This window comes from Microvirga massiliensis (genome assembly GCF_001006805.1).
Classification (GTDB): domain Bacteria; phylum Pseudomonadota; class Alphaproteobacteria; order Rhizobiales; family Beijerinckiaceae; genus Microvirga; species Microvirga massiliensis.
The window spans coordinates 586,135-610,653 of record NZ_LN811352.1; the positions used below are offsets into that span (position 1 = coordinate 586,135).

25 protein-coding genes are annotated in these 24,519 nt (G+C 64.9%); 14 read left to right on the top strand and 11 right to left on the bottom strand.

What is annotated here, in order from left to right:
- Positions 1-158: 158 nt before the first annotated feature.
- Positions 159-560 carry a holo-ACP synthase gene (acpS, locus tag BN1233_RS11680; RefSeq protein ID WP_046863679.1) on the bottom strand — a complete coding sequence of 134 codons (402 nt, stop codon included), beginning with the start codon at positions 558-560 and terminating at the stop codon, positions 159-161.
- The gene (locus BN1233_RS11685) at positions 557-1,315 is read right to left on the bottom strand and encodes a pyridoxine 5'-phosphate synthase (protein WP_046863680.1); all 759 of its coding nucleotides are present in this window, start codon (positions 1,313-1,315) and stop codon (positions 557-559) included. The genes acpS and BN1233_RS11685 overlap by 4 nt, the downstream gene beginning before the upstream one ends.
- A gap of 318 nt (positions 1,316-1,633) precedes the next feature.
- Here BN1233_RS11685 and rpsF point away from each other — a divergent pair, with 318 nt between their 5' ends.
- The 10 genes from rpsF to BN1233_RS11735 all read left to right on the top strand — a co-directional run bounded on the left by rpsF (position 1,634) and on the right by BN1233_RS11735 (position 11,300).
- Complete coding sequence (gene rpsF / locus BN1233_RS11690) at positions 1,634-2,029, top strand: 30S ribosomal protein S6 (RefSeq protein WP_046863681.1); 396 nt, start codon at positions 1,634-1,636, stop codon at positions 2,027-2,029.
- A gap of 2 nt (positions 2,030-2,031) precedes the next feature.
- Positions 2,032-2,286 carry a 30S ribosomal protein S18 gene (rpsR, locus tag BN1233_RS11695; RefSeq protein WP_046863682.1) on the top strand — a complete coding sequence of 85 codons (255 nt, stop codon included), beginning with the start codon at positions 2,032-2,034 and terminating at the stop codon, positions 2,284-2,286.
- A gap of 130 nt (positions 2,287-2,416) precedes the next feature.
- On the top strand, positions 2,417-3,370 hold the full coding sequence (locus tag BN1233_RS11700) for a DUF2232 domain-containing protein (protein ID WP_046863683.1): 954 nt from the start codon (positions 2,417-2,419) through the stop codon (positions 3,368-3,370).
- Between the two features lie 23 nt (positions 3,371-3,393).
- On the top strand, positions 3,394-3,963 hold the full coding sequence (rplI, locus tag BN1233_RS11705; RefSeq protein WP_046863684.1) for a 50S ribosomal protein L9: 570 nt from the start codon (positions 3,394-3,396) through the stop codon (positions 3,961-3,963).
- Between the two features lie 215 nt (positions 3,964-4,178).
- A complete protein-coding gene (locus BN1233_RS11710) occupies positions 4,179-5,672 on the top strand; it encodes a replicative DNA helicase (protein ID WP_046863685.1) in 1,494 nt (497 codons plus the stop codon).
- Between the two features lie 44 nt (positions 5,673-5,716).
- On the top strand, positions 5,717-6,847 hold the full coding sequence (alr, locus tag BN1233_RS11715) for an alanine racemase (protein WP_046863686.1): 1,131 nt from the start codon (positions 5,717-5,719) through the stop codon (positions 6,845-6,847).
- A complete protein-coding gene (gene radA, locus BN1233_RS11720; RefSeq protein WP_046863687.1) occupies positions 6,847-8,262 on the top strand; it encodes a DNA repair protein RadA in 1,416 nt (471 codons plus the stop codon). Before alr ends, radA begins: the two co-directional genes overlap by 1 nt.
- Before the next feature lie 77 nt (positions 8,263-8,339).
- The gene (locus tag BN1233_RS11725) at positions 8,340-8,954 is read left to right on the top strand and encodes a CvpA family protein (protein WP_046863688.1); all 615 of its coding nucleotides are present in this window, start codon (positions 8,340-8,342) and stop codon (positions 8,952-8,954) included.
- Positions 8,955-9,068: 114 nt separating this feature from the next.
- On the top strand, positions 9,069-10,550 hold the full coding sequence (gene purF / locus BN1233_RS11730) for an amidophosphoribosyltransferase (protein WP_046863689.1): 1,482 nt from the start codon (positions 9,069-9,071) through the stop codon (positions 10,548-10,550).
- A 3-nt stretch (positions 10,551-10,553) separates the two neighbouring features.
- A complete protein-coding gene (locus BN1233_RS11735; RefSeq protein ID WP_046863690.1) occupies positions 10,554-11,300 on the top strand; it encodes an SDR family NAD(P)-dependent oxidoreductase in 747 nt (248 codons plus the stop codon).
- 85 nt (positions 11,301-11,385) lie between these two features.
- On the opposite strand, the gene der is transcribed toward BN1233_RS11735, so the two are convergent.
- The 3 genes from der to BN1233_RS11750 form a co-directional block, all read right to left on the bottom strand.
- On the bottom strand, positions 11,386-12,726 hold the full coding sequence (gene der / locus BN1233_RS11740) for a ribosome biogenesis GTPase Der (protein ID WP_046863691.1): 1,341 nt from the start codon (positions 12,724-12,726) through the stop codon (positions 11,386-11,388).
- An 18-nt stretch (positions 12,727-12,744) separates the two neighbouring features.
- Positions 12,745-13,419 carry a tetratricopeptide repeat protein gene (locus BN1233_RS11745; RefSeq protein ID WP_046863692.1) on the bottom strand — a complete coding sequence of 225 codons (675 nt, stop codon included), beginning with the start codon at positions 13,417-13,419 and terminating at the stop codon, positions 12,745-12,747.
- Between the two features lie 89 nt (positions 13,420-13,508).
- Positions 13,509-14,099 carry an NnrU family protein gene (locus BN1233_RS11750; protein ID WP_046863693.1) on the bottom strand — a complete coding sequence of 197 codons (591 nt, stop codon included), beginning with the start codon at positions 14,097-14,099 and terminating at the stop codon, positions 13,509-13,511.
- Positions 14,100-14,273: 174 nt separating this feature from the next.
- Here BN1233_RS11750 and BN1233_RS11755 point away from each other — a divergent pair, with 174 nt between their 5' ends.
- Together BN1233_RS11755 and BN1233_RS11760 are read left to right on the top strand one after the other, a co-directional pair.
- Positions 14,274-14,531: a type II toxin-antitoxin system Phd/YefM family antitoxin gene (locus tag BN1233_RS11755; RefSeq protein WP_046863694.1), complete on the top strand. Its 258-nt coding sequence runs from the start codon at positions 14,274-14,276 to the stop codon at positions 14,529-14,531.
- A gap of 5 nt (positions 14,532-14,536) precedes the next feature.
- The gene (locus tag BN1233_RS11760) at positions 14,537-14,950 is read left to right on the top strand and encodes a type II toxin-antitoxin system VapC family toxin (RefSeq protein ID WP_046863695.1); all 414 of its coding nucleotides are present in this window, start codon (positions 14,537-14,539) and stop codon (positions 14,948-14,950) included.
- Positions 14,951-14,968: 18 nt separating this feature from the next.
- On the opposite strand, the gene guaA is transcribed toward BN1233_RS11760, so the two are convergent.
- Genes guaA through guaB form a run of 4 tightly spaced genes read right to left on the bottom strand, consistent with a single transcriptional unit; the run spans position 14,969 to position 19,856 of the window.
- Complete coding sequence (gene guaA / locus BN1233_RS11765; protein WP_046863696.1) at positions 14,969-16,525, bottom strand: glutamine-hydrolyzing GMP synthase; 1,557 nt, start codon at positions 16,523-16,525, stop codon at positions 14,969-14,971.
- Positions 16,526-16,585: 60 nt separating this feature from the next.
- Positions 16,586-17,890 carry an RsmB/NOP family class I SAM-dependent RNA methyltransferase gene (locus tag BN1233_RS11770; RefSeq protein ID WP_046863697.1) on the bottom strand — a complete coding sequence of 435 codons (1,305 nt, stop codon included), beginning with the start codon at positions 17,888-17,890 and terminating at the stop codon, positions 16,586-16,588.
- Entirely contained in the window at positions 17,887-18,315 is a 429-nt protein-coding gene (locus BN1233_RS11775) for an MAPEG family protein (protein WP_046863698.1), read from the bottom strand. The genes BN1233_RS11770 and BN1233_RS11775 overlap by 4 nt, the downstream gene beginning before the upstream one ends.
- A gap of 47 nt (positions 18,316-18,362) precedes the next feature.
- The gene (gene guaB / locus BN1233_RS11780; protein WP_046863699.1) at positions 18,363-19,856 is read right to left on the bottom strand and encodes an IMP dehydrogenase; all 1,494 of its coding nucleotides are present in this window, start codon (positions 19,854-19,856) and stop codon (positions 18,363-18,365) included.
- 254 nt (positions 19,857-20,110) lie between these two features.
- Between guaB and BN1233_RS11785 the strand changes: the two genes are divergently transcribed.
- Together BN1233_RS11785 and BN1233_RS11790 are read left to right on the top strand one after the other, a co-directional pair.
- Entirely contained in the window at positions 20,111-21,535 is a 1,425-nt protein-coding gene (locus BN1233_RS11785; RefSeq protein ID WP_046863700.1) for a DHA2 family efflux MFS transporter permease subunit, read from the top strand.
- A 22-nt stretch (positions 21,536-21,557) separates the two neighbouring features.
- A complete protein-coding gene (locus tag BN1233_RS11790; protein WP_425311713.1) occupies positions 21,558-22,454 on the top strand; it encodes a dienelactone hydrolase family protein in 897 nt (298 codons plus the stop codon).
- 102 nt (positions 22,455-22,556) lie between these two features.
- Here the strand turns inward: BN1233_RS11790 and BN1233_RS11795 are convergent, their stop codons facing one another.
- On the bottom strand, positions 22,557-23,264 hold the full coding sequence (locus BN1233_RS11795; protein ID WP_046863702.1) for an RlmE family RNA methyltransferase: 708 nt from the start codon (positions 23,262-23,264) through the stop codon (positions 22,557-22,559).
- The gene (locus BN1233_RS11800; protein ID WP_425311705.1) at positions 23,261-24,379 is read right to left on the bottom strand and encodes a Ppx/GppA phosphatase family protein; all 1,119 of its coding nucleotides are present in this window, start codon (positions 24,377-24,379) and stop codon (positions 23,261-23,263) included. The genes BN1233_RS11795 and BN1233_RS11800 overlap by 4 nt, the downstream gene beginning before the upstream one ends.
- Between the last annotated feature and the right edge of the window lie 140 nt (positions 24,380-24,519).

Sequence of the window (24,519 nt, forward strand, 5' to 3'; positions counted from 1 at the left end):
GTCCACGATCTTGAGGAAACCCGGTCTTCTTCGGCGGGCGCCGCGCTGGCCCGGTCGTGGCGCGGTCTATCCCATGGCCGCTACTCCCGCAACGCGACTTGAGGTACGTGGCCTTGCGCGCCGCGACAACACACGTCGCCGTGACGACCCGGCCACCTTCACGAAATCGGGCGCGCCTCGATCACGACGAAAGCCTGCGCGAGAGGCGGATCGTCCGTGAGGGAGACATGGACCACGGCCTCGTGTCCTTCCGGGGTCATCGCCTTCAGGCGCTCGAGCGCGCCGCCGCTGAGCCTCAGCGTCGGCCGCCCTCCGGGCAGGTTCACGACCTCCATGTCGCGCCAGAAGACCCCGCAGCTCATCCCCGTTCCGAGCGCCTTGGCGCAGGCCTCCTTGGCCGCGAAGCGCCGGGCATAGGACGGGCTTCGTGCCGCGCGTCGGTCGCTGCGCTGCCGCTCGCCCTCCGTGAAAATGCGGTGGGTGAACCGGTCGCCGAAGCGGGACAGCGACCGCTCGATGCGGCGGATGTCGCAGAGGTCCGAGCCGATCCCGATGATCACGCCGGCTGCCCCGCCCGAGCCTGGTCCATCAGGGACCGCATACGCCCGATCGCCTCGTCGAGGCCGACGAAGACGGCTTCGCCGATCAGGAAATGACCGATATTCAGCTCAACGATCTGCGGGATGGCCGCGACCGGCCCGACGCTCGTGAAGTCGAGCCCATGGCCGGCATGGACCTCGAGACCCAGTCCGGAGGCATGGGCCGCCGCCTCCTGGAGTCGCGCCAGCTCTGCATCCGCGCGAGCTCCGCTGTCGTCCAGAACCGCATGGCAGTACTCGCCGGTGTGGAGTTCCACGGCAGCCGCGCCGACCTCCGCGGCTGCATCGAGGGTCTTCCGGTCGGCCTCGACGAAGAGCGAGACGCGGATCCCCGCATCCGCCAGCCCGCCCACCATGCGCCTGAGGCGTGGCTCGACACCGAGAAGCTTGAGCCCGCCCTCCGTCGTCCTCTCCTCCCGGCGCTCCGGAACGATGCAGGCGGCGTTCGGCCGGATCCGAAGAGCGATGGCCACCATTTCGTCCGTCGCGGCCATCTCCAGGTTGATGGGGGCGAACAGCTCGCTCTTGAGCCGTTCGATATCGCGGTCGCGGATGTGGCGCCGATCCTCCCGGAGATGGACCGTGATGCCGTCGGCGCCGGCGAGAATCGCGAGATGCGCGGCGCGGACCGGGTCGGGATGGGATCCGCCGCGGGCGTTCCGGATCGTTGCGACGTGGTCGATATTGACGCCGAGGCGGAGAGTTTCGGGATTCATGGCAGTCTCCTGTGCTGCCATCTATGCCCGGTGAGAGCCGCGGCCAAGACGCCGCACGAAACGATCCTCAGGCAAGAGGTTGCTTTTCGCCTCCCGAGCGCGTATGTGCCCGGCTTCACGTTCGCTCCGGCCGGGGGCTGAACGGACGGCGCGATCCCGCGCAGGGACTTGATGAGTCCCGTCGTCCCGTGTCTCCGCCTTCGAACAACCGCTCGGGCCTGAAGGGGCTTGAAGGGCTTGGCGCCGTTCGGACGTGGGAACCGGCTCTCCTCAGACCAGATCTGACAGAGCTTATCGCAAACTCCGGAAAGGCCCTCTATGCCTCTCTACGAACACATATTCCTGGCGCGTCAGGACGTGACGGCGCAGCAGGTCGAGACGATGATCGACCAGTACAAGGGCGTCGTCGAATCCAATGGCGGCAAGGTCGAGAAGACCGAGATGTGGGGCGTGAAGTCCCTCGCCTATCGCATCAAGAAGAACCGCAAGGCCCACTTCGCGATGTTCAACCTCGATGCTCCCGCGGCGGCGGTTGCCGAGATGGAGCGTCAGATGCGGATCAATGAAGACATCCTGCGCTTCATGACGATCCGTGTGGACGCGCTCGACAGCGAGCCGTCCGTGATGATGCAAAAGCGGGACCGTGACGAGCGCAAGGAGCGCGAGCGTCGCGACCGTGATGGCGGCTACGCCGCCGAAACCGAGGAGGCTTGATCATGGCGTTCGGTGCTGGTGGTGCTGGGGGCGGTCGTCGCCCGTTCTTCCGCCGTCGGAAGACCTGCCCGTTCTCGGGAGCGAATGCTCCGAAGATCGACTACAAGGATACGAAGCTGCTCTCGCGCTACATCTCCGAGCGCGGCAAGATCGTGCCTTCCCGGATCACGGCCGTCTCGGCCAAGAAGCAGCGTGAACTCGCCCAGGCGATCAAGCGCGCCCGCTTCCTCGGCCTCCTTCCTTACGTGATCCGCTGATACTCTCGGGGAGCTGAGCGGGACCTCCGGCTCAGCTCCCTGCAACGATGGTCGCCCGGCAGTGTAAGCCTGCCGGGTTCGTTGGGGTGATCCCCTAACCCTGCATCGAGCAGCGGGACAGCACGACGAGATGATGTTTCTGGCAATCGGGATCGGCGCAGGCCTCGTCTCTGCGCTTCTGTTCGGAGTGGTGATCGCCGGATCCCCGCTCGCGATGATCCTGTCTCTCGTCGCTCCGCTGCCGATCTTCATCGCTTCGCTCGGCTGGAACCATCGAAGCGGCCTCATCGCGGCCGTCACGGGCGGCGCCACGATGGCTCTGGCCCTCAACCCCACGGCCGGAATCGCCTTTACTCTCGGCTGGGCGTTGCCCGCTTGGTGGCTCGCCTATCTCGCATTGCTGGGCCGGGCCGACGAGCGCGGCGAACTCGAATGGTATCCTCTGGGGCGGTTGCTCCTCTGGATCGGCGCGACGGCTGCGCTCATCACCATCATGGGGGCCGTGGCCCTCGGAGACGGGAGCTACGAGGCCTATCAGGCCAATTTGAAGCATGCCTTCGACAGCTTCGTGCGGGTCTACCCTCCCGATGCTGGAGGCGCTCCACCGCCGACGGAGAGCCTCGCCTTCGTCCTGATCGCCGCGCTGCCGTTCTTCTTCGCTTTCAACTTCGTCCTGATCCTGACGCTGAACCTGTGGCTGTCCGCCAAGGTCGTGAAGATCTCAGAGCGCCTGCCGCGGCCCTGGCCCGTGATCGCAAGCATGACGCTGCCCCGAAGCGCCTTGCTCCTGACCGCCGCAGCGGCCGCAATCTCCTTCCTGCCCGGCTATCTCGGCGTGGCCGGTCTCGCGTTCAGCGGTGCGCTCCTCGGTGCATTGGCCTTGCAGGGCTTGGCGGTCGTTCATGACGTTTCGCAGGGGCGCCCGGCCCGCCCCATGATCCTGACGGGGGTCTACACCCTCGCCTTCCTGATGAGCCAGCTCATGCTGCCGATGCTGGCCCTGCTCGGCGCGATCGATTCCGCAACGACTATGCGCCAACGCCTGAAATCCGGGACCGGCAGTCCCGGCTCACCCTCCCGGTAACGAACATACAATAGGAGAAGACGATGGAAGTGATCTTGCTGGAACGCGTCCCACGGCTCGGACAGATGGGCGACGTCGTGAAGGTGCGCGACGGGTTCGCGCGCAATTTCCTGCTGCCGCGCAACAAGGCGCTTCGCGCCACCAGCGCCAATAAGGAGCATTTCGAGGCTCAGCGCGCGCAGCTCGAGGCGCGGAACCTGGAGCGTCGGACGGAAGCCGAGGCGGTTGCTGCCAAGCTCAACGGTCAGAGCTTCACCATCATCCGCCAGGCGGGCGAGACCGGCGTCCTCTACGGATCCGTGTCGACGCGTGATCTCGCCGAGACGATGACGAACGGCGGCTTCTCCGTGGATCGCGGCCAAGTCGCTCTCGGCCAGCCCATCAAGACCCTGGGCCTCCACACCGTCCCGGTGGTCCTCCATCCCGAGGTCGAGGTGAAGGTGACGATCAACGTCGCCCGGAGCCCCGAAGAGGCGGAGCGTCAGGCTCGCGGCGAGGCCGTCTCGACCCGTGAGGAGATGAACCTGGAGGATCTCGGCCTTGAGGTCGGAGCCGCTCTCGCGGAGGCGGGCGGCGAAGAGGAGGCACGCTGAACGATTGTTCGCGTTCTTCTTTTGTTCTAGTATCGGCCACCGGGCTAATTCGAATCGTCCGGTGGCCGACTGATTTAGGCGGTATGCGTACCTGTCCGCGACCCAAACGGGCGGTGTGAGAATCGGGGACAGCGGGGGCGAGACACAAAAAGCCGATGGTCGTTTAGGCCCAAGATGGATTTAGAAGGATTCCCTTCACTGATCCGGAGCTTCGCATGGCCAGCTCGAACGCATTGATTGCACGTATCGAGACCGGCGAGGCTCATTACCGTGTATCGCCTCACAACCTCGACGCCGAACAGGCCCTTCTGGGCGCCATCCTTGTCAACAACGACGCCTACTACCGGGTGTCGGACTTTCTCGAGGCGCAGCATTTTCACGAGGATGTCCACCGGCGCATCTTCGAGGTCGCGACGACGCTCATCCGGGCCGGGAAGCTCGCGACACCTATCACCCTCAAGACCTTCCTCGGCGAGCAGGATCTCGGCGGGCTGACCATCCCGCAATATCTTGCGCGCCTTGCGGCCGAGGCGACGACGGTCATCAATGCCGAAGCCTATGGCCGCACCATCTACGATCTCGCCATCCGGCGGCGCCTCATCACGATCGGTGAGGAACTGGTCAATACCGCCTATGACGCGCCCGTCGAGTCGTCGCCGCGCGACCAGATCGAGGAGACGGAACGGAGGCTCTACGAACTCGCCGAGACCGGCCGCTACGATGGCGGCTTCCAGCGCTTCGCCGATGCGCTGACCCATGCGATCGACATGGCCGCCGCGGCCTACAAGCGGGACGGCCAGCTTTCGGGGATCGCGACCAACCTTGCCGACCTCGACCGGATGATGGGCGGATTGCAGTCTTCGGACCTCGTGATCCTGGCCGGCCGCCCCGGCATGGGCAAGACGGCTTTGGCCACCAACATCGCCTTCAATATCGCGAAGGCCTATGAGGGCGAGAAGCAGCCGGACGGCAGCATCAAGACGGTCAACGGCGGCATCGTCGGCTTCTTCTCCCTCGAAATGTCGGCGGAGCAGCTCGCGACGCGTATCATCGCGGAGCAGTCGGGCGTGCCCTCCTATAAGATCCGGCGCGGCGACATGCGGGAGGACGATTTCTACAAGATCACCGAAGCCGCGCGGGCGATGCAGTCGATCCCGTTCTATATCGACCAAACGGGTGGCATCTCGATTGCGCAACTTGCGGCGCGTGCGCGGCGGCTCAAGCGCCAACGCGGTCTCGACATGCTGGTGGTCGACTATCTTCAGCTCCTTTCAGGTGCGTCGAAGAAGGGCGAGAACCGCGTGCAGGAACTCACCGAGATCACGACCGGCCTCAAGGCCCTCGCCAAGGAGCTCAACGTCCCGGTGCTCGCGCTGTCCCAGCTCTCGCGGCAGGTCGAGGCGCGAGACGACAAGCGGCCACAGCTGTCAGACCTGCGTGAGTCAGGGTCCATCGAGCAGGACGCGGACGTCGTGCTGTTCGTATTCCGCGAGGAGTATTATCTGAAGAACAAGGAGCCGAAGCCCGGCACCGAAGAATACTTCAAGTGGCAGACCGAAATGGATCAGGTCCACGGCAAGGCGGAAGTCATCATCGGCAAGCAGCGTCACGGCCCGACGGGAACGGTGCAACTCGCCTTCCAGGCCGATGTCACCCGCTTCGGGAATCTGGCCGACGAGGACAAGTTGCCGGAGCGCGTAGGCGATTGAACGCGGAACAGCCACAGAAGCCCGCCTCCTTGGAAGCGGGATCAATGTCGGTCGAGGAGGCCGGCGCGCATCTCACGATCGACCTCGGGGCTCTGGCGGAGAACTGGCGCCGCCTCGCCGCACACGCAGCGGACGCGGCGACTGCCGCCGTCGTCAAAGCGGATGCCTATGGCCTCGGAATCGAGCGCGCCGTGCCCGCACTCGCGGAGGCCGGTTGCGAAACCTTCTTCGTCGCGCAAATTTCGGAAGGCCTGCGCGCACTGGCCGTTGCGCCCCGGGCAACCGTTTACGTGCTGAACGGACTTCTGCCCGGGACTGCCTCCCGCTTTGCGATATCCGGTCTCAGGCCGGTTCTCGGATCTCAGGAAGAGATGACCGAATGGGCCGCGTTCTGCACGGCCCGGGGTGTGCGCCTCCCCGCCGCGCTGCACGTCGACACGGGGATGAACCGCCTCGGCCTTTCTATCAGCGAAGGACTTTCCCTCGCCGAAGATCCGCGCCTCGTGGCGTTCATGCCATCGCTCGTAATGAGCCATCTCGTTCGGGCCGAGGAGCCGGATCATCCCAAGAACGCCGAGCAGATCGCAGCCTTCGAAGCGGTACGGTCCGCTCTCCCTGGCATTCCGGCCTCCCTCGCGAATTCCTCGGGGATTTTTCTTCCGCAACGCCCCCATCTCAGTCTCGTCCGTCCCGGTTACGCCCTCTATGGCGGCAATCCGATGCCTGGGCTTCCGAATCCCATGAGAGAGGTCGTCCGCCTGCAGGCCCGCATCCTCCAGACACGCTGGATCGAGAGAGGCGATGCTGCCGGATACAACGGTCGCTGGACCGCTCGCGGGCGGCGGCGTCTCGCGACGTTGTCGGTCGGATATGCGGACGGCTATCCGCGCAACGGCAGCGTCAGTGACGAGAAGATCGCTGCGAGCGCGCCGTTCGGCGAGGCCGTCGTCGCAGGGCGGCGCTGCCCCTTTGCAGGCACCGTCTCGATGGACCTGATCATCATCGACGTGACGGATGTCCCGCCCGATCAGGTCCGGCGCGGCACGATGGCCACCCTCATCGGCGATGGCCTCGGAATTGACGAGGTCGGCTTCCGGGCCGGCACGATCGGATACGAGATCCTCACGCGCCTGGGCCAGCGATACGCCCGAAATTACATCGATACATCCCGGTAATGGCCAAGCGTACCCCAAACTTCATCTGTCAGAGCTGCGGTGCGGTCTACAACCGCTGGAAGGGCAAGTGCGAAGCCTGTGGCGGCTGGAACACCATTGCCGAGGAGACGGCGTCGTCAAACCCCATGGTGGGACCAGTGGCGACCCGGCCAACCCGCGCAAAGGGGCGGGTCTTTCCGCTCGAGCCTCTCTCCGGCGATACGCACGAGGCACCGCGCACGGCGAGCGGCATCGGCGAGCTGGATCGTGTCACCGGCGGCGGCTTCGTGCGCGGCTCCGTCATTCTCCTCGGGGGTGATCCGGGCATCGGCAAGTCGACGCTCCTGATGCAGGCGTCCGCGGCGCTCGCCAGCGCCGGGCATCGCGTGGCCTACATTTCCGGAGAGGAGGCCGTTGCACAGGTTCGGCTCCGCGCGGAGAGACTTGGTCTCTCGGGCGCGCCCGTTGAGCTCGCCTCGGAGACGAACGTCGAGGACATCATCGCAACGCTCTCGACCGGAAAGGTCCCGTCGCTCGCGATCATCGACTCGATCCAGACGATGTGGACCGAGACGGTCGAATCGGCCCCGGGCACCGTCACGCAGGTGCGTGGCAGCGCCCAGGCCCTGATCCGGTTCGCAAAGACGACGGGAAGCGCGGTGATCCTGGTGGGCCATGTCACCAAGGACGGCCAGATTGCGGGCCCCCGAGTCGTCGAGCATATGGTCGACGCGGTGATCTCTTTCGAGGGCGATGCCGCCCACCACTTCCGGATCCTGCGCGGCTCGAAGAACCGGTTCGGTCCGACGGACGAGATCGGCGTCTTCGAGATGTCCGACAGCGGGCTGCGTGAGGTTCAGAATCCGTCCGAGCTGTTCCTTTCGGGACGCGACCAAGGTACCGCCGGCGCGGCGGTCTTCGCCGGAATGGAGGGCACGCGTCCCCTTCTCGTCGAAATTCAGGCTCTGGTCGCCCCCTCGCCCCTCGGCATGCCGCGCCGGGCGGTTGTCGGCTGGGATCAGAACCGCCTCTCGATGGTGCTCGCCGTTCTCGAAGCCCATGGCGGGCTGCGGCTCGGAACCCATGACGTGTATCTGAACGTGGCAGGCGGCCTCCGCATCACGGAGCCGGCCGCGGATCTGGCCGCTGCTGCGGCCCTGGTTTCGTCCCTTTCGGGCGTGCCGCTCCCCTCCGATGCCGTCTATTACGGCGAGCTTGGCCTCTCGGGAGCCATCCGGCCGGTCGCCCATGCAGCTGCGCGGGCCAAGGAGGCCGCGAAGCTCGGCTTCGAGCGCGCCGTGGCGCCCCCGCCCCGCGACGGTACCGAGCGCTCCCCGCTTCGTCTCAATCCAATGGCCCACATCACTGATCTCGTTGCCGGCATCGCCGCATCGAAGCCCCGCCAGCGGCCGGCTCTGGCGCGTGGCGAAGGGTGACGACCTCGACACTTGCCGCTATACAGCGCGCATCCTCTCCAGCGATTTTTCCTTTGCCCTCTATCTAGGCCCCTCCCATGCCTGTCTCGATCCTCGACCTTGTCGTCATCGGCGTCGTGCTGATTTCGGCCCTGCTGGCTGCGGTGCGCGGCTTTACGCGGGAGGTGCTCGCGATCGTCGCCTGGGTCGCGGCAGCCGCGGCGGCCTGGGCCTTCCATCCCCTCGCACTCCCGTATGTGAAACCCTATATCGACAACAACACGGTGGCCCTCGTGGCCGCGATCGCTGCCGTGTTCATCGTGACGCTGATCGTCGTGACCATCATCACGGTGAAGGTCTCCGACCTGATCCTCGATTCGAGGATCGGCGCTCTCGATCGCACGCTGGGCTTCGCGTTCGGGGCGGCGCGCGGGTTTCTGATCTGTGTGATCGGCTGGGTGTTCCTGGGCTGGCTGTTGCAGGGAAAGAACCCTGAATGGGCAGAGTCGGCGCGGACGCGGGCCGCCCTCGAAAGCACCGGAAGCAGCCTGATCGCGATGCTCCCGGACAATCCGGAAGGCCTCCTGCAGGACCTGCGCAAGAGAGGTCAGCCCGAGGGCGATCCTGCCGAGCCCGCCGAGCCCGATCCGCAGCGTGCTCCGGCGCCGGCAAATCAGGGTGCCCCTGCAAGACCTCCGGCGCCGCGCAGTTGACGTCAACGTGAGATCATCGCCGAGGCCTTGCCTGATCTGGTTGCTGGTGCAGGCCGGCGGGCCGCTTACATAAGACCGTTGCGCTCGCGGATCGGGCGCCACTGGGATATCGACATGTCTGCATCGTCCGAGACGGGATCCTTCCCGACCGACGCATTCGACCTGGACGGGGATACACTGCGCGAGGAGTGCGGCGTGTTCGGAATTCACGGGCATCCGGATGCTGCCGCCATCACCGCGCTCGGGCTGCACGCCCTGCAGCATCGCGGGCAGGAGGCAGCGGGCATCGTCTCCTTCGATGGCAGCCTTTTTCATCTCGAAAGGAAGCTCGGCCTCGTCGGCGACAGCTTCTCCGATCGGGCGACGATCGAGCGGCTCGAGGGCCTCTCGTCCATCGGACACGTGCGCTACTCGACCACCGGCGAGACCGTCTTGCGCAATGTCCAGCCGCTTTTTGCCGAGCTCGACGGTGGCGGCTTTGCAGTCGCGCACAACGGCAATCTGACGAACGGCCTCACGCTTCGCCGCAATCTCATTCGCGACGGCGCGATCTGCCAGTCAACGACCGACACCGAGGTGATCGTGCACCTCGTGGCGCGCAGCCGCCGCAAACGCTTCATCGACCGGTTCGTCGAGGCCATCCAGCAGATCGAAGGCGCCTATTCCCTCGTCGCCCTCACGAACAAGAAGCTGATCGGCGCACGCGACCCTCTCGGAATCCGGCCGCTCGTGCTGGGTGAGCTCGATGGCCGCTATATCCTGGCATCCGAGACCTGCGCACTCGACATCATCGGAGCGCGTTTCGTTCGCGACATCGAGAACGGCGAGGTCGTGGTGATTTCGGACGAGGGCCTCGAGTCCTTCCGGTTCGCGCCGGCCTGCCCGGCGCGCCCGTGTGTCTTCGAATACATCTATTTTGCGCGGCCCGACTCGATCGTGAACGGGCGAAGCGTCTACGACGTGCGCAAGGCCATGGGGCGTGAGCTCGCGGCGGAAGCGCCGGCGGATGTCGACGTCATCATTCCCGTTCCGGACTCGGGCGTACCGGCCGCCCTCGGCTTCGCCCAGGCCAGCGCACTGCCTTACGAGCTCGGGATCATCCGGAACCACTATGTCGGGCGCACCTTCATCCAGCCGACCCAATCGGTTCGTGAACTCGGCGTCCGGTTGAAGCATTCCGCAAACCGCGCCGCGGTCGCGGGCAAGCGTATCGTTCTCGTCGACGACAGCCTCGTGCGCGGCACGACCTCGGTGAAGATCGTCCGGATGATGCGTGAAGCGGGCGCCACGGAAGTCCATTTCCGCATTGCGAGCCCTCCGATTACGCATCCAGACTTCTATGGAATCGATACGCCGGAAAAGGAAAAGCTGCTCGCGGCGACCCACGATCTCGAAGAGATGCGCCGTTACATCGGCGCCGATTCCCTCGCCTTCCTGTCGATCGAGGGACTTTACCGCGCGATGGGAGACGCACCGCGCAATCCATTGCAGCCGCAATACACGGATCATTGCTTCACGGGGGATTATCCCACGAAGCTGACAGACCTTGCCGTCGCAACGCCCCGGCGTCTCGCGGTTTTGGCCGAGGCGGACTGAGCCATGGCGCAGCAGCTGCAGGGCCGCGTGGCCGTGGTGACGGGCGCATCCCGGGGTATCGGGCGCGCAGCCGCGCTCGCACTGGCCGAAGCCGGTGCTCACGTGATCGCCCTCGCCCGTACGCAGGGTGCTCTCGAAGAGCTCGATGACCAGATCCGGGAGCGCGGCGGGTCCGCAACGCTCGTGCCCGTGGACGTCAAGGACTATCCGGCCCTCGACAGGCTCGGCGCCGCAATCCACCAGCGCTGGGGCAAGCTCGATATCCTGCTCGGCAATGCCGGGATTCTCGGCGAGCTAGCGCCGATCACCCACATCGACCCGCCGGTCTGGGACGACGTCATGGCGGTGAACGTCACGGCCAACTGGCGCCTGATCCGCTCGCTGGATCCGCTCCTGCGCGCATCCGATTCAGGCCGGGCTATCTTTCTGACCTCGGGCGCTGCCGAGAAGTGCACGGCCTATTGGGGACCCTATTCCGTCTCGAAGGCCGCCTTGGAGGCCCTGGTCCGCACCTATGCCGCAGAGACGGTGACGACCCCGGTCCGCGTGATGCTCATCAGCCCGGGGCCCCTTCGCACCGCTATGCGCCAAAAGGCCATGCCGGGCGAAGACCCGTTGAAGCTGCGCACGCCCGAGGAGCTCGCCCCGGAGATCGTGAGGCTGGCGGACCCGGCCTGGACCGAGACCGGCAAGATCCTCGATTTTCAGACCGGGGCTCTGATGACGGTCCGGCGACAGTCCGCCGATTGATCGCCAGGAGCAGCTTCGACACCACTTTTCCAGGGGCTGAACGCACGGTGATCGAGCGCCCGCCACCGGGCCCGCAGCGCCGATCCTACCGCTTCCCGCGATCATAAGGGTTCTCGCCGGTTCGGAGCGACATCCGGATCGGAACACCCTTGAGATCGAAGGCGTCGCGAATGTTGTTCACGAGATAGCGCGTGTAGCTCTTCGGCAGGGCGTCGAGCTGATTGCCGAAGACGGCGAAGTGCGGAGGGCGCGCCTTCACCTGGGTCATGTATCGGATCTTGATCCGCCGACCGGAGACGGCCGGCGGCGGGTTGGCGGCAATGGCATCCGCCAGCCACTGATTCAGTCTTGCGGTCGAGATCCGCCGGTTCCAGGTCTCGAAGGCCGCGAAAATGGCCTGCATCAGCGGATCGAACCCGGTCCCCGCCAGTCCCGATATCGGCACGACGGCGACACCCCTGACCTGCGGGAGCAGCCGCGTCGCCTTTTCGCGCAGTTCCCGGAGCAGGCCGGGTTGGTCTGCGACGAGATCCCATTTGTTGAGACCGATGACGAGCGCCCTGCCCTCCTGCTCGACGAGATCGACGATCGAGAGATCCTGCTTTTCGAACGGGATCGTAGAATCGAGCAGAACCACGACGACTTCGGCGAACTGGACCGCGCGAAGAGCGTTGGCGACGGAGAGCTTCTCGAGCTTGTCCTCGACGCGGGAGCGCTTCCGCAACCCGGCGGTATCGAAAATCCGCAGCGGTCTTCCACGCCAGGACCAGTCGATGGCGATGGAATCGCGCGTGATCCCGGCTTCGGGGCCGGTGAGAAGCCGATCCTCGCCGAGCAGGCGATTGATCAGGGTGGATTTTCCGGCATTGGGCCGTCCCACAATCGCGACCTGGAGGGGCTTGCCCTCCTCCCGTTCGTCCTCCTCGTCCCCCGGCTCCGGGAAGAACGGCATCAGGGCTTCGAAGAGATCGGCCATCCCCTCCCCGTGCTCGGCGGATAGTGGCACGGGATCGCCCAAGCCGACCGAGTAGGCCTCGTAGGCCCCTGCGAGGCCGGCCCCACCCTCCGCCTTGTTGGCGACGAGGATTACTGGCCTTCCGGAGCGGCGGACGAGGTCGGCTAAGGGGCGGTCGGTCGGCAGGATGCCCGACCGCGCGTCCACCAGGAAGAGGATCACATCGGCATCCTCGATGGCGGCTTCGGTCTGTGACCGCATCCGATCGAGCAGCGTACCCTCGTCGGCCTCCTCGATCCCCGCCGTGTCGACCACGCGGAAGGTGAGATCTCCGAGTCTCGCCTCGCCCTCGCGCCGGTCCCGCGTCACGCCCGGCCGATCGTCGACGAGGGCGAGCTTCTTTCCAACGAGCCGGTTGAACAGCGTCGACTTGCCGACGTTCGGCCGCCCGACGATTGCAACGGTCAGCATCGAGGCACCGATCCAATCCTATTGCGTGCTCGTGACGGGACCACCTGCAACGAGAGCCGTATAGATCTCCAGGCGCTGGCGCAGGCCCGCAGGCGTCTCTCGATCGGCGGCGATCCGGTCGAACCACTGGCTCGCAAACTCATAGTCGCGGGCTTTAAGCCCGGAGAGGCCGAGAAGTTCACGCGCAGTATGGCGCCAAATCTGTTCGGGGCCGGCAAGACGCTCGAGATCCGTCCGGATCTTGGCAGGATCTGCGTTATCGAAGCGCAGCATCGATGCCCGCAATCGGGCGAGATCCTGCCAGACAGGATTGATGTTGCCGTCTGCCGCGAGGGCGTCATAGGCCGTCGCGCCACCCTCGGCATCGGTGCGGCCCAGTTCGGCGGCAAGGCGGAAGCGCGTCAGGAGGGCGTAGCCACCGGGCGCATCGGCCGCCAGAGACTCGAAGGCGGCCCGCGCCTCGTCGTGCTTGCCCTGCTCCGCGAGTTCCGACGCCTCGTAGAACCGGACCGCGGCGGCCTGTGCGGTTTGCGCCTGCGAGTGCTGCCAATAGCGCCAGCCGCCGACTCCAACGAGCAGCAGCAGCAGAGCGGCCACGATGAGGGTGCTGTAGCGGCGCCAGAACTGCGCGATGCGATCCCGGCGGTATTCCTCTTCGACCTCTCGGATGAATTGTTCGTCTTCTGCTGCCATGGGTCCTCAACGGCCGGGCCGTCCCCCGGAACGGGGGTCGGGTATCACAGGCCACTTCGCAAGGCGAGAGGGCGGATTGGCCGTCGAACTCAGCGGCCCGGAAGCACGGGCACGCCGACCAGCCAGGGATGCAGCCAGAACGCGAAGGCGAGATAGGCCACGGTCCCGAGGACGATGGCGAGCACGTCGTTGCGCCAGCCCGCCGGTGGAGCGGCGGGCCCACCATGCACGACGACCTCGTCCCGATAGCGGGTGCTGATCCGGGCAATTACGGCCCAGGCGAGGAAGGAGCCGAAGAGAAGGATCGAGCCGAGATCGCCGTTTGCCAGCAAATGCGCAAAGGCCCAGATCTTCACGCCCGCCAGCATCGGGTGCTTGAGCCGCGCCTTGATGCGCCCGGGAAGGTAGGCAGCGGCAAAGGCAACGAAGGCGAACCAGACCAGCAGCAGCGCGAGGTGGCGGGTGAAAACCGGTGGCTCCCAGACCGGAATGTACCCGTTCGCGCGGTACTGCCCGTAGCCGATGACGATCAGGATGATCCCGATGAGCGACAGGAGGGAGTAGAGGCTCCTGTAGCCGCCCTCCCCGAGCCGGGCGATCAGCGCTCTCCGGTTTCCGCGAGCGGTTGTGGAGAGATGCGTGCCGATGAAGATCACAAGACCGAGAAGAAGAAGCGTCATTGGAGCCTCCGAGGGCTGCCCCTATAGCGGCAGAAAGCCAAGACCGGGAGTCCCGGACCTATGCACGCTCGGTCATGCAAGATCGCGCCCGCTCCAGCCAGGTGCTCCGGCTTGAACTCCAGATCGTCCATGACTAGTTACCTGACTAGGCCTAACAGAACGGACTGATGAAATATGAAGAGTTGGCCGGTTCAGGATGCCAAAGCTCGCTTCAGTGAACTCCTCGACACGTGTCTGACGGAAGGTCCTCAGCTGGTCACCAAGCGCGGACAGGAGGCAGCGGTGCTCGTTCCCGTGAGGGATTGGCAGCGCCTCCAGCAAGCAGTTCGCCCGACTCTGAAGGAGCTGCTTCTCGCCGACAGGCCGCGGCATGACATTGCGGTACCTCCACGAGGCCGCCTTCGGCGCCGACGCCCCTCTGATCTCGACTGACGCCTATGTATCTTCTCGATACAAATATCGTTTCCGAGCTTCGTCGTCCGCGACCCCACGGTGCAGTGTTGTCATGGCTGAACAGCGTCGCCGACGCTGACCTTTACCTGTCGGTAGTTACTATCGGCGAGGCTCAAGCTGGCGTCGAGATCACTCGCGAGCAGGATTCGGCCAAGGCTGCCGAGATCGAGAGTTGGCTCGAAACGGTGGCGGAATCATACAATATCTTAGCAATGGATGCTCGGGTCTTCCGCCGGTGGGCGAAGCTCATGCATCATCGTTCCGACGATCTCATCGAAGATGCGATGATCGCCGCTACTGCCCTGGTGCACAACCTCACTGTCGTTACTCGCAATGTTCGAGATTTTGAACAGCTCGGAGTCCAAACCCTCAATCCCTTTGAGGCAGCAGAAACGTGATGTGTCGCCTGCACACATTCACTCCCACTCGATCGTCCCGGGCGGCTTCGACGTGACGTCATAGACGACGCGGTTGATCCCTTTCACCTCATTGATGATGCGGGTCGCAACGCGGCCGATGAATTTCATGTCGAAGGGATAGAAATCCGCCGTCATTCCGTCGACGGATGTCACGGCGCGTAGCGCACAGACATAATCATAGGTGCGCTCATCGCCCATGACGCCGACGGTCTTCACGGGCAGGAGAACCGCGAAGGCCTGCCAGATGTCGTCGTAGAGGCCGGCGAGCCGGATCTCCTCGAGATAGATCGCATCGGCCTTGCGGAGGATGTCGAGTTTCTCGCGGGTGATCTCGCCCGGAACGCGAATGGCAAGTCCGGGGCCCGGGAACGGATGTCGGCCCACGAATGCGTCGGGCAGTCCCAGTTTGCGTCCGAGCTCGCGAACTTCGTCCTTGAAGAGTTCCCGAAGCGGCTCGACGAGCTTCATGTTCATGCGCTCGGGCAATCCGCCTACATTGTGGTGGCTCTTGATCGTCACCGACGGTCCGCCGCTGAACGAGACGCTTTCGATCACGTCCGGATAGAGCGTCCCTTGAGCGAGGAAATCGGCTCCGCCAATCTTCTTGGCTTCCGCTTCGAACACTTCGATGAAGAGGCGACCGATCGTCTTGCGCTTAACTTCGGGGTCGCTGACGCCTTCGAGGGCACCGATGAACAGATCTTGCGCCTGCACGTGCACGAGCGGGATGTTGTAGTGATCCCGGAAGAGGCTCACGACCTGCTCGGCTTCCGCAGCCCGCATCAGCCCGTGATCCACGAACACGCAGGTGAGCTGGTCCGCAATCGCCTCATGGATCAGGACTGCGGCAACCGCGGAGTCGACGCCACCGGATAGCCCGCAGATCACACGGCCCTTGCCGACTTGCTCGCGGATCCGCTCCACCATCTCGTCGCGGAACGAGCCCATCGTCCAGTCGCCACGGCAGCCCGCGATGTCGCGCACGAAGTTCCGGATCAGCAGCGCGCCATGCGGCGTATGCACGACCTCCGGGTGGAACTGCACGCCGAAATAGCGACGCCCCTCGTCGGCGACGATCGCGAACGGGGCGTTCTCCGACACGGCGATTGGCTCGAAGCCGTCCGGCAGCTTCGTCACGCGGTCGCCATGGCTCATCCAGACGGGATAGCGCTCACCCTTGTGCCAGACGCCGCGGAAAAGCGCACTCTCCGAGAGGATCTCGACCTCGGCACGACCGAACTCGGCGTGATGTCCACCCTCGACCTCGCCTCCGAGTTGCTTCGCCATCGTCTGCTGGCCGTAGCAGATCCCGAAGACGGGAACCCCGGAGGTGAACACGGTGTCCGGTGCCGATGGAGCATCTGCCCCGGTCACGGAGGCCGGGCCGCCCGACAGGATGATCCCTTTCGGCTTCATGTCCCGGATGGCCTGTTCGGCTTTGTTGAAGGGCACGATCTCGGAATACACGCCCTCCTCCCGGACACGCCGGGCAATGAGCTGCGTGACTTGCGAGCCGAAGTCGATGATCAGGATCTTGTCGTGCGTCTGGGTCATGGCGGGTCGTTAGGGCACCGGGCCTTTGGGAGCAATGATTGCGGGGTCACGTATTGCCTCTCACGCCGGATTGCTCCGTCGCTCGAGGACGCTGATATAGAAGCCGTCGGTGCCGGTCCGATACGGGGAGAGTTGGAGACCGTTCGTGGTCCGAATCCGCCCCGCATCGAGTGGGAGGCCCGACCGGGCGACCATCTCGGCAGGGTCGAGTGCCACGATGTATGGCTCACGTTCGCAGAGGCCGGCCACCGCCGCGTCGTTCTCTTCCGGCAGGACCGAGCAGGTCACATAGGCGATGCGGCCACCGGGCCGGACGAGTCGCGCGGCCCGGTCGAGGACTGTTGCCTGCTCTCGGCAGCGGATCTCCAGGCTTCCCGGCCTGACGCGCCATTTGGAATCCGGGTTTCGCCGCCATGTCCCAGTGCCGGTGCAAGGCGCGTCGACGAGGACGAGGTCGATCCGGCCGTCCAGATCCGCAAGCACATCGGAACCCGCTCGCGGAGTCCTCACTTGGACGTTGCGTGCCCCCGCTCGTGCGAGCCGCGCGTGGATCGGCGCCAGACGACGTGGATCGAGGTCGGAGGCATAGATCTGGCCACGGTTTTCCATCATCGCCGCGAGGGCGAGCGTCTTGCCGCCGCCGCCGGCGCAGAGATCGACGACCTGCTCGCCCGGCTGGGCTCCCGTCAGGAGTGCCGCGAGCTGGGAGCCTTCGTCCTGGATCTCGATCAAGCCCTTGATGTAGGCCGGCTCGGTCTGCACGGCCGGCCCGCGCCCGTCCTCGGCAGTAATGATGCGAAGGCCCAAAGGTGAAATCAGCGTGTCGATTGCACCGAAATGCGACAGGGCCTCACGGGCCTCCTCCCGCCCGGCCGCCTTCAGAAGGTTCACTCTGAGATCGAGCGGTGCGCGCGCATCCAGCGCCTGCATCTCTACCGCGACATTGCCGGAGAACGCGCGGCGGAGCGAGGGCTCGAGCCATTCCGGAAAATCTCCCGCGATCCAGGCAGGTGCCTGCGAAAGATCCGGACGATCGAGCCGCTCCCGTTCGCTCTCGGAGAGCGGCGCCGGGGCATATCGCTCTCCAGAACAGAGGCTCGCAATCTGGTCGATCGTGTAGTTCCTCTGGAGGCGCAGGGCACCCAGCATGATGGCCCGGGGCGTAGCATCGCCCATGATCCACGCCGCAGACGATTTCCGCCGCAATGCATCGTAGACGAGCGATGCGATATTGGCCCGGTCCTTCGAGCCGGCGAACCGGTGGGAAATTCCCCACTCTTTCAAGGCGTCCGATGCCGGGCGACGGCGCTCCTCGATTTCGGACAACACATCGATCGCCGCGGCGATTCGAGCAGCGGGCGTCATGGCGTATCACCCGCGAGAATACGCCAGGCAAGAAGCATCCAGAGGATCGCGAGAAGAATGACGCCGACCGAGAAGACCTGGAACCGCTGTGCGACCACATTCGTCGTGATGTGGATCGCGGCATGCACGAGGCGCATGAGGACGAAGCACCAGGACAGAATCACGAATAGGACATCTGCTTGGCGTGTCAGAAGAGCGATTACGACAACGAGATAGAACAGGACCGGCAGCTCGAGCTGGTTGTGAAACGCGTTCGCGAGCTTCTGGACGGAAGTCGGCCAACGCCGCTCGCCGAGAGCGATCTCGTCCATCCGCACCAGACCCGCCCTGAGCGCTCCCACACGCGCATGGCCGAGGGCTGCGAGCAGCACGAGGGTCAGCGCGACCCGGACGAAGACCGGCGCCAGAATACTCCCAACGCCCATCAAGACCTCGCAATGCGAGTCGCGCTCTCGCGTGTGATCGTCACGTCTCAGGACCTCGTAGGATAGTTCGGGCTCTCACGCGTGATCGTCACGTCGTGGACATGGCTTTCCCGCAATCCGGCGTTCGTAATCCGCACGAACTGTGCTCGATCCTGGAACTCACGGATGTTGGCGCCTCCGACATAGCCCATGGCTGCGCGCAACCCGCCCGAGAGCTGATGGAGCACAGTGGCGACCGGCCCCTTGTACGCCACTTGGCCCTCGACGCCTTCCGGCACGAGCTTGAGCGTATCCCGGACTTCGGCCTGGAAGTAGCGGTCGGCCGACCCTCGGGCCATGGCGCCGACCGATCCCATGCCGCGATATGCCTTGTAGGACCGGCCTTGATAGAGAAAAACCTCTCCGGGCGCCTCCTCGGTACCGGCGAGCAACGACCCAACCATGGCGCAGGACGCTCCGGCCGCGATCGCCTTGGCGAGGTCGCCCGAGAATTTGATTCCACCGTCGGCGATGACCGGCGTGTCCGTCTCGGCGGCTGCCTCGACGGCCTCCATGATCGCAGTGAGCTGTGGCACCCCGACTCCGGCGACGATCCGGGTCGTGCAGATCGAGCCTGGCCCGATCCCGACCTTGATGGCGTCCGCGCCCGCGTCGATGAGCGCCTTTGCCCCATCCCGGGTCGCGACATTGCCCGCAATGACCTGCACCGCATTCGACAACTTCTTGACGCGGGTCACGCTTTCGAGAACGCGCACGGAATGCCCGTGCGCCGTGTCCACGACGATCACATCGCACCCGGCATCGACCAGTCGTTCGGATCGCTCGAAGCCCTGCTCACCGGTGGTGGTGGCGGCGGCGACCCGGAGGCGGCCCTGCTCGTCCTTCGCGGCATTGGGATAGGTCACCTGCTTCTCGATATCCTTCACGGTGATCAACCCGATGCACCGGAAATGATCGTCGACGACGAGAAGCTTCTCGATCCGGAACTGATGGAGGAGACGCTTGGCTTCGTCCTGCGAAACTCCCTCGCGAACCGTGATGAGCCGGTCCTTCGTCATGAGCTCGGCGACAGGTTGCGCCGGGTTCGTCGCGAAGCGCACGTCGCGGTTCGTCAGGATACCGACCAGCTTGCCGCGGGATCCGCCCGGTCCCCGCTCGACCACCGGGATGCCGGAGATCGAATGGCGCTTCATCATCGCGAGCGCTTCCGAGAGTTTCTCGTCGGGGTGGATGGTGATCGGGTTCATCACCATCCCGGATTCGTATTTCTTGACGAGCCGGACCTCATCGGCCTGGGCCTCCGGCTCGAAATTCCGGTGAATGACGCCGAGCCCACCGTTCTGCGCCATGGCGATCGCCATTCGCGCTTCCGTCACGGTGTCCATCGCGGACGCGATGATCGGAAGGTTGAGGGAGATCGTCGGCGTCAGGCGCGTGCCGAGATCGACCTCGCTCGGGAGAACCTCGGATCGTCCGGGGCGCAACAGAACATCGTCGAAAGTCAGCCCTTCGACGAGATGTCCGACGACGATGCGAGCCATCACCAACTCCTTGAATAGGGGACCGGACGACCGATTGGCCGCCATGAGTTGGCGCGGGTCCGTAGCACGCGCGTGGCTACCTGCATAGGCACGAATCGGGTCCACGCGGCCAAGCTCCGGCCTGGATGCTGCCCGGAGCCTTCGAGCGGGATTGCTCCGGGCCGCCGTGCTGCCACGACCGACTGGAGGTCTCGATTGGATATTCCGAACAGTTGATTCCCCCGGCTCGAGATCATGCGTTAATCCCGCACGCCATGCGCCCCTCTCGCCTGATCCCGCTGATCATCGCCACCGCGCTCTTCATGGAGAACATGGACTCCACGGTGATCGCGACATCCCTGCCCGCGATCGCCCGCGACATCGGTACGGATCCCGTCGCGCTCAAGCTTGCGCTCACCTCCTATCTCGTGAGCCTCGCCGTGTTCATTCCGGTCTCCGGATGGATGGCCGATCGGTTCGGCGCGCGCACGGTGTTCCGGACCGCGATCGGCGTTTTCATGCTGGGCTCGCTCGCCTGTGCGGTATCCGGCTCGCTCGGGGCATTCGTGGCGGCTCGCTTCTTTCAGGGCATGGGCGGCGCGATGATGACCCCGGTGGGACGGCTCGTGCTCCTGCGGAGCGTTCCGCGAAATGAGGTCGTGCAGGCCCTGGCGACCTTGACGATCCCGGCCCTCATGGGGCCGCTGATCGGGCCGCCGCTCGGCGGCTTCATCACGACCTATTTCCACTGGCGATGGATCTTTCTGATCAACATCCCGATCGGAATCGCCGGGATCGTCCTCTCCACGATCTACGTTCCCAACGTCCGAGAACCCGATATTCCCGACCTGGACTGGCGTGGATTTCTCCTCTCGGGCGGCGGGTTGGCTTTCCTCATGCTGGGCGTCGCGACCGGAGGTCGTCATCTTTTGCCCCTCTGGGCATCCGCATTGTCAGCTCTGATCGGCGCGACCGCTCTGCTCAGCTACCTGCTCCATGCAAGCCGTAACCGGCATCCTCTCCTCCGCCTGAGTCTCCTGCGGATCCGAACCTTCCGTGCCAGCATACTCGGAGGGCTCTTCTTCCGGATCGGCATCGGAGCGATCCCCTTTCTCCTCCCGCTCCTGTTTCAGCTCGGCTTCGGGCTGGATCCTTTCCAGTCCGGATCTCTGACCTTTGCCGCTGCAGTCGGGGCGCTCTTCTCGAAGACGATCGCGAAGAGGACCCTGGAACGCTTCGGCTTTCGGAGAGTGTTGACGGTGACTGCTCTGGCGGGGTCGGCATTTCTGGCCGCCAACGGCCTGTTCACGTCGTCGACCCCGCATTGGCTGATCATCACCGTTCTGATCGCCGGCGGATGTTTCAGGTCTTTGCTCTTCACCAGCTTGAACGCGCTCGCCTATGCCGACATGACCAACCGGGACATGAGCCATGCCACCGCGCTAGCGAGCGCCACGCAGCAGCTCTCCCTGAGCATCGGGGTGGCTCTCGGCGGTTTCGCGCTCGATGCTGCAACAGCATTTCGAGGCGCATCCGAGATTTCAGCCCAGGACTTCGCTCCGGCCTTCGGGTTCGTTGCCGCCATTGCCGCCTTGTCGTTCTTCGTCTTCGTCCGGCTTCCGCCCGATGCCGGTGCCGAAATGTCCGGACACCGGCTGAAGTCACGGCAGGCGGACCGCGACGAGCAGACCAGTCCGTGAATCCGGCTCCTCTTTCCGAGGCATTACCCTAAGTTCGGCTCGTCGAGACACGAAGGCACGCGCCATGGACCAGAAGGTCATCGATCTCTACGACGCATATACGCATGGCGGGATCAGCCGCAGGCTGTTCCTCGATCGTCTGGCCACGCTTGCAGGCAGCACCGCAGCCGCTTCGGTGCTTCTCGGCGCTCTGCAGAACGACTACGCGCAAGCGCAGACCGTTTCCGAGGATGATCCACGGCTCTCGGCCGGAATGGTTGCCGTCCCGGGCGTGAACGACCTCCAGGGCTATCTCGCAAAGCCGAGGAGCGGAGGCAGATCGCCCGCCGTTCTCGTCATCCACGAGAACCGAGGACTCAACCCGCACATCAAGGATGTGACCCGCCGTCTCGCCGCTGAAGGCTTTCTCGCCCTCGGGCTCGACTACCTGTCACCGATCGGAGGCACGCCTGCCGACGAGGACAAGGCGCGGGAGATGATCGGTCAGCTCAAACATCCTGATGTCGTCGCATCGGGGCGAGCGGCCATCGCTTTCCTCCGATCCCACTCGGAGGGGAACGGCAAGGCCGGAGCCGTCGGGTTCTGCTGGGGCGGCGGCGCCGTGAACGATCTTGCCGTGGCCGAGCCCAATCTTGCCGCCGGGGTCGCCTATTACGGCCGACAACCCGACGCCGCAGACGTCCCGAAGATCAAGGCGCCGCTCATGCTGCACTATGCGGGTCTCGACGAGCGCATTAATGCAGGCATTCCCGCGTTCGAGGAGGCGCTCAAGAAGGCGGGAAAGACCTACGAGCTCTACGTCTACGAGGGCGCGAACCACGCGTTCAACAACGACACCAACGCAGCCCGATACGACAAGGCCGCCGCTGAGCAGGCCTGGGGTCGGACAGTCGCGTTTCTCAGAAAATACGTGGCCTGACGATCGGCCAAGGCCGCTCGAGTCTCGAGGAAACGGACGGCTCCAACACTTAGGAGGCCCGTCGACACCGGCCTCCCCTGCTGGAAGGCTCGGGAGCCGAGCTCAAGCCTCGGCTCGAGTGTCCTGCCTGCCTCGGAACCCTGTCGCGAGCACATACAGCTCCGCCGAGTCCGCTCGGCTGGCCGCCGGCTTGACGTGCCGGACCTGCGCGAAATCCTGCTTCAGGGCGGTCAGAAGGCTCCCCTCCGTTCCTCCCTGGAAAACCTTGGCGAGAAATGCCCCTCCGGGCGCGAGGACCTGTCTCGCGAAATCTGCCGCCATTTCGGCGAGCCCCATGATGCGAAGGTGGTCGGTTTTCTTGTGCCCGGTGGTATTGGCCGCCATGTCCGACATGACGAGATCCGCCTCGCCGCCCAGTCTGGACACCAGGATCTCCGGCGCTTTCTCGTCGAGGAAGTCGAGCTCGAGAAAGTCGACCCCTGCGAGTGGCTCCATCGGAAGGAGATCGATCGCGACGATCCGACCTCTCCCCTCACCCAGGCCGATCTTGCGGGCCGCGACCTGGGACCAGCCGCCCGGGGCGGCGCCGAGATCGACGATGCGCTGCCCGGGCCTGAGGACCTTGTACTTCTGGTCGATTTCGATCAGCTTGTAGGCGGCACGGGAACGATACCCTTCCCGCTTCGCCCGAGCGACATACGGATCATTGATCTGACGTTCCAGCCACTTCTGGGACGAGAGGGTCCGTTTGCGCGCGGTCTTCAGCCGTTGCTTCAGGTTGCGAGCGCCGGTTTCGCCGCCTCCGCTCACGAGTGCCCCCCATCACGCCAGACCCTGTCCTCACGCATCAGGTTCATGAGGATACCCTCTCGCAGGCCGCGATCCGCAATGCGCAGGCGCTCGCTCGGAAAAGCACGGCGGATTGATTCGAGGATCGCACATCCCGCGAGCACCAGATCGGCTCGTTCGCGGCCGATGCACGGATTCGAAGCCCTTGCTTCGTATGGCGTGCCGAGCAGGCGATCCACGACATCGGTGATGTCCTCATTTCTCATCCAGAGCCCGTCCACACGCCGACGGTCGTAGCGCGGCAATCGAAGATGAATTCCACCAATGGTCGTAACCGTGCCGGAAGTGCCGAGCAGATGAAAGCGCGCGCCATCTCCGGCCCGCGCCGCGACCGTCATGAAGCTCAGGAGAAGCTCCGCCACCTCCTCGACCATAGCCTCGAACACCGTGGGGCTGACTTCGACGCCCCCATATCTTTCGGCCAGCGTCACGACTCCGACGGGGAGCGAATCCCAGGCGCGGATGCGCTTGCTCGGATCGGCCAGCACGCCGGGTGCAGGTCCCTCGAGCCAGGCGATCTCGGTAGACCCACCGCCGATATCGAAGACAACCACCGATTGAGCTGATGGATCCGCGAGGGAGGCGCAGCCGGTCACCGCCAGAAAGGCTTCCGTGCGGCGATCGACGACCTCGAGCTGGAGGTTGAGCTCACTCCGGACCCGGGCAATGAAATTTGGCCCGTTCTCCGCGAAGCGGCATGCCTCGGTTGCGACGAGCCGCGCGCGCGTGACACCGCGAGCCATCATCTTGTCCCGGCAGATCGCGAGCGCCTCGATTGTGCGGCCAATCGCAGCCTCGCTCAGCCGCGCTCCGCGCCCGAGGCCCTCACCCAGACGCACGATCCGCGAAAAGGCATCGACGACCCGAAATCCGCGGGGGGTCGGCTCCGCGATGAGGAGCCGGCAATTGTTGGTGCCGAGGTCGAGAGCCGCGTAGCTTCCGGATCTCCCCGGGCCGTGCCTTCCCCGCCACCCGCTCGAGGCAGTCGCTTGTGCAGAGAGAGATGGTGACCTCGGCAACGCCGGGCCTTCATCCTGCTCCTCGACATCGGCCGCGGTGTCACTCCGGCTCGCCAAACGCAATGTCCTCCGGCGTGGCGCCGCGATGCGCCACTCCCCTTGATCGTAACCGTGGCCTTATCGATCTGCAAAGGGCGCTTTAGCATCGGACCCAAAAGTGGAATCCACTTTTGGGTCCGATGCTTTGGTACTTGAGA

Coding starts and splice junctions, on each gene's coding strand:
- BN1233_RS11685 (WP_046863680.1), bottom strand. CDS start 1,315: ATGAATCCCGAAACTCTCCGCCTCGGCGTCAATATCGACCACGTCGCA.
- rpsF (WP_046863681.1), top strand. CDS start 1,634: ATGCCTCTCTACGAACACATATTCCTGGCGCGTCAGGACGTGACGGCG.
- rpsR (WP_046863682.1), top strand. CDS start 2,032: ATGGCGTTCGGTGCTGGTGGTGCTGGGGGCGGTCGTCGCCCGTTCTTC.
- BN1233_RS11700 (WP_046863683.1), top strand. CDS start 2,417: ATGATGTTTCTGGCAATCGGGATCGGCGCAGGCCTCGTCTCTGCGCTT.
- rplI (WP_046863684.1), top strand. CDS start 3,394: ATGGAAGTGATCTTGCTGGAACGCGTCCCACGGCTCGGACAGATGGGC.
- BN1233_RS11710 (WP_046863685.1), top strand. CDS start 4,179: ATGGCCAGCTCGAACGCATTGATTGCACGTATCGAGACCGGCGAGGCT.
- alr (WP_046863686.1), top strand. CDS start 5,717: ATGTCGGTCGAGGAGGCCGGCGCGCATCTCACGATCGACCTCGGGGCT.
- radA (WP_046863687.1), top strand. CDS start 6,847: ATGGCCAAGCGTACCCCAAACTTCATCTGTCAGAGCTGCGGTGCGGTC.
- BN1233_RS11725 (WP_046863688.1), top strand. CDS start 8,340: ATGCCTGTCTCGATCCTCGACCTTGTCGTCATCGGCGTCGTGCTGATT.
- purF (WP_046863689.1), top strand. CDS start 9,069: ATGTCTGCATCGTCCGAGACGGGATCCTTCCCGACCGACGCATTCGAC.
- BN1233_RS11735 (WP_046863690.1), top strand. CDS start 10,554: ATGGCGCAGCAGCTGCAGGGCCGCGTGGCCGTGGTGACGGGCGCATCC.
- der (WP_046863691.1), bottom strand. CDS start 12,726: ATGCTGACCGTTGCAATCGTCGGGCGGCCGAACGTCGGCAAGTCGACG.
- BN1233_RS11745 (WP_046863692.1), bottom strand. CDS start 13,419: ATGGCAGCAGAAGACGAACAATTCATCCGAGAGGTCGAAGAGGAATAC.
- BN1233_RS11750 (WP_046863693.1), bottom strand. CDS start 14,099: ATGACGCTTCTTCTTCTCGGTCTTGTGATCTTCATCGGCACGCATCTC.
- BN1233_RS11755 (WP_046863694.1), top strand. CDS start 14,274: ATGAAGAGTTGGCCGGTTCAGGATGCCAAAGCTCGCTTCAGTGAACTC.
- BN1233_RS11760 (WP_046863695.1), top strand. CDS start 14,537: ATGTATCTTCTCGATACAAATATCGTTTCCGAGCTTCGTCGTCCGCGA.
- guaA (WP_046863696.1), bottom strand. CDS start 16,525: ATGACCCAGACGCACGACAAGATCCTGATCATCGACTTCGGCTCGCAA.
- BN1233_RS11770 (WP_046863697.1), bottom strand. CDS start 17,890: ATGACGCCCGCTGCTCGAATCGCCGCGGCGATCGATGTGTTGTCCGAA.
- BN1233_RS11775 (WP_046863698.1), bottom strand. CDS start 18,315: ATGGGCGTTGGGAGTATTCTGGCGCCGGTCTTCGTCCGGGTCGCGCTG.
- guaB (WP_046863699.1), bottom strand. CDS start 19,856: ATGGCTCGCATCGTCGTCGGACATCTCGTCGAAGGGCTGACTTTCGAC.
- BN1233_RS11785 (WP_046863700.1), top strand. CDS start 20,111: ATGCGCCCCTCTCGCCTGATCCCGCTGATCATCGCCACCGCGCTCTTC.